Below are 2,230 nucleotides of genomic sequence, written 5' to 3' on the forward strand. Positions count from 1 at the left end.
CCCCCCGCCAGCAGAAAGGAGACCCCGATACGCCGAACGCCCGCCCCGGAGGCCAGGAACGGGCGACGATCTCTGCTGCCCGGAAACTGGGCAGCATGTACAAGATGTGTGTCCGAGGACTTGACGACTAGCGATACGGTCGTGATCGCGCAAGGGCGACTCCGGCGGCAAGATCTACTGGGATAGCTCACTCCCACCTCGTGAGACCTGGTCGGGCTCACTCGTGTCCCTTGTACGACTGTGGCGCGCTGCCCGCGGAGGGCCCCGCCCAGCACGATCAACCACTACCCGACGCCCGCCCAGGCAAGCTGAAAGATCATCCTGCCTGGTCAGGCAACATGGGAGCGTCCGGTGGCGTCATCACGGCCGCGCCATATAGCATCGCTGCTATGAGCGAGCGGTACACGATCGAGATCGAGCCGGAAGTGCGGCTGTGGCTCGACAGCATTCCCGCTCCGCACTACAAGCAGGCCGAACGCATCGCCGACCTGCTGGCCGAACACCCCACCACGCTCGATGAACCATACTCTCGCCACCTGGGTGGCAAGGTCCGTGAGCTGCGCTTTCGCATGGGTGATGCACATCAACGCATCACGTACTGGCTTGCACCGGGACAGCGGGTCGTGCTGCTGACGGCATTCGTCAAGACCAAAATGCGCGAGCAGGCCGAGGTCGAGCGCGCGCTGTCCGCGCAGCGACTCTGCGAGACGGAGCACGAGGCCGCCGCCGAGCACGACCTCTACAGCCGCAACCTGAAGGAGAGCCGGTGAACCACAGCGAATGGCGCACCCGCCGCCACCGCCAGCTCCTCGGCGAGCGCCTCGACGCCGACCCCGAGTACGACCGCGTCTACGAAGAAACGGGGCTGGCCATCACACTCGGCCAGGCCGTGTACGACCGGCGCAAGCAGCTCGGGCTGAGCGAGGCCGACCTCGCCGAGCGCATGCACATCGACACCGCCGAGATCGAGAGCATCGAGACCGGCACCGAGCTGCCGCCCATCGCGGTCATCATGCGCTTGGCCCGCGCCCTGGACCTCACCGTGGACATGCACCTGGAGCCCGGTGCCGAGCCCACCGTGACCATCCTCCCGCCGGCCGCCTGACGGAGGCAGCCATGCAGCCCTCCGAACCCGTCCTGGCAAAGCATCTGGGCCAGCTGGTCCACGACCGGCGCGCCGCCCTGGGGTTGTCCCAGGCCGAGCTGGCTGAGCGGTGCGGCATGAAACAGCCGCAGATCTCCCGGATCGAAGGCGGCGGCACCGTGCCGACCATCCCTCTGCTACGACGTCTGGCCGACGCCTTGGAGGCCGAGTTGACCATCGAGCTCACCCCGCACACTGACGCCGCCTGATCGGCGGCTCGTACCGCTTCAGAATGAATGACTGCACAGCCCGTGGGCTGGGACGAGGCTCCTTGGGGCCAGTAGGGCACCATCGATCCTTGTGCTCGTACGAACGCTGTACCGGATCACCTCGCGGATCTCCGCGTGGCTGGTCCTCAGCCAGCCTCACCGGGCCGTCCGCCCGTACACGATGAGCCGAGGGATCTGATCATCCGACTCGGCACCGAGAACTCCCGGTGGGGGTTCCAGCGTGTGTGCGGCGAACTGCGGCGCCTCGGGCACAAAATCAGTCCGGCAACCGTCCGCCGCGTCCTGCATGCCGCCGTACGGCCGCAGAGTCGGTACGCGCTACCAGGCAGCACGATCGCCCTCGGCACAGGAGAGGAGAGACGGCTGTCATGACCCAGGGCGGAGCGGCCGGTAGTTGGCCGAAGGAGTGGAGCTGCGTGCTCCGCCGGTAGGGTGCTCCCCGTGGACGGGCAGCTGAGTGACGCGGAACTCGATGAGCTGGTCGCGCAGGCCACCGTGGATGCCTATGACGACGAGGAGCAGCTCACCGGCCTCTACACGATGCTCGCAGAGCATCTGGCCGTCCCCTTCAAGACGGTCGTTCTCGGGGTCGAGGTCACCGTGAAGAAGGTGGACCTCCTGCCCGGCAGCCAGATCGTGGCGGTCTGTACGCGAGGCAGGCACCGGCAGGCGATCGGTATTCTCGACCTTCCGTTGCCGGATCCGGCGCCCGAGGGAGCCGAGTGGATCGAGGCGTACCGGCACTGGGGCCCCTGAGGCCACCCCCGTCACTGGTCGCCCGGTGGCGCCGGCCGGTAGCCCTGATCGGCAAGCCAGGCCCGGGCCCGGCCGTACTGCCGCTCCGCAGCGAACAACC

At 67.6% G+C, this 2,230-nt stretch carries 5 protein-coding genes; all 5 read left to right on the forward strand.

Features of this window, described 5'->3' with window-relative positions:
- Nucleotides 1-389 precede the first annotated feature (389 nt).
- The 5 genes from ACWDA7_RS52200 to ACWDA7_RS52220 all read left to right on the forward strand — a co-directional run bounded on the left by ACWDA7_RS52200 (nt 390) and on the right by ACWDA7_RS52220 (nt 2,130).
- Nucleotides 390-770 carry a type II toxin-antitoxin system RelE/ParE family toxin gene (locus tag ACWDA7_RS52200; protein ID WP_450615178.1) on the forward strand — a complete coding sequence of 127 codons (381 nt, stop codon included), beginning with the start codon at nt 390-392 and terminating at the stop codon, nt 768-770.
- Nucleotides 767-1,105 (forward strand): helix-turn-helix domain-containing protein, encoded by a 339-nt coding sequence (locus ACWDA7_RS52205; RefSeq protein WP_450615180.1) that lies wholly within the window; start codon nt 767-769, stop codon nt 1,103-1,105. Before ACWDA7_RS52200 ends, ACWDA7_RS52205 begins: the two co-directional genes overlap by 4 nt.
- 11 nt (nt 1,106-1,116) lie before the next feature.
- Nucleotides 1,117-1,353: a helix-turn-helix domain-containing protein gene (locus tag ACWDA7_RS52210; RefSeq protein ID WP_329512895.1), complete on the forward strand. Its 237-nt coding sequence runs from the start codon at nt 1,117-1,119 to the stop codon at nt 1,351-1,353.
- Nucleotides 1,354-1,488: 135 nt separating this feature from the next.
- A complete protein-coding gene (locus ACWDA7_RS52215) occupies nt 1,489-1,746 on the forward strand; it encodes a helix-turn-helix domain-containing protein (RefSeq protein ID WP_450615182.1) in 258 nt (85 codons plus the stop codon).
- A 69-nt stretch (nt 1,747-1,815) separates the two neighbouring features.
- A complete protein-coding gene (locus tag ACWDA7_RS52220) occupies nt 1,816-2,130 on the forward strand; it encodes a calcium-binding protein (protein WP_355922258.1) in 315 nt (104 codons plus the stop codon).
- Nucleotides 2,131-2,230 lie beyond the last annotated feature (100 nt).

Source organism: Streptomyces sp. NPDC001156 (genome assembly GCF_053598275.1).